Origin of the sequence: Massilia genomosp. 1 (assembly GCF_011682185.1) — a bacterium.
Lineage (GTDB): Bacteria > Pseudomonadota > Gammaproteobacteria > Burkholderiales > Burkholderiaceae_D > Telluria_A > Telluria_A rubra.
The window spans coordinates 1-285 of sequence record NZ_WHJF01000542.1 but is presented as its reverse complement, the minus strand read 5'-3'; the positions used below and the strand labels follow the sequence as shown (position 1 = coordinate 285).

Below are 285 nucleotides of genomic sequence, written 5' to 3'. Positions count from 1 at the left end.
AAGGCCCTGGAAGCGCTGTATCAGCGAATCCGGGGCGCCGGCCAGCGCACCCCGAGCGGCATCTGGAAACAGGCGCTGTTCTACAACCAGCTGCGCGGATTCGGCCAGTGGAGCACCGATGCGGCGTATTGGGACACGGTGCAGACGCGGGTCAGGGCGTGGCGCAAGCAATATCCGACGTCGGTGCCGGCGCGCCTGTTCGAGGCCTATATGCTGTTCAAGCGCGCCGAAGCGAACCGCGGTTCGGGCTACTACGACACGCTCACGGAACAGCAGCGGCGCGAT

Annotated in this window: 1 protein-coding gene; it reads left to right on the top strand. The window is 66.0% G+C overall.

The genetic code is table 11. The features are described from left to right. Positions 1-285, top strand: a 285-nt coding sequence (locus tag F1735_RS34835; protein WP_222853210.1) for a hypothetical protein, incomplete at both ends; no start/stop codon positions are given.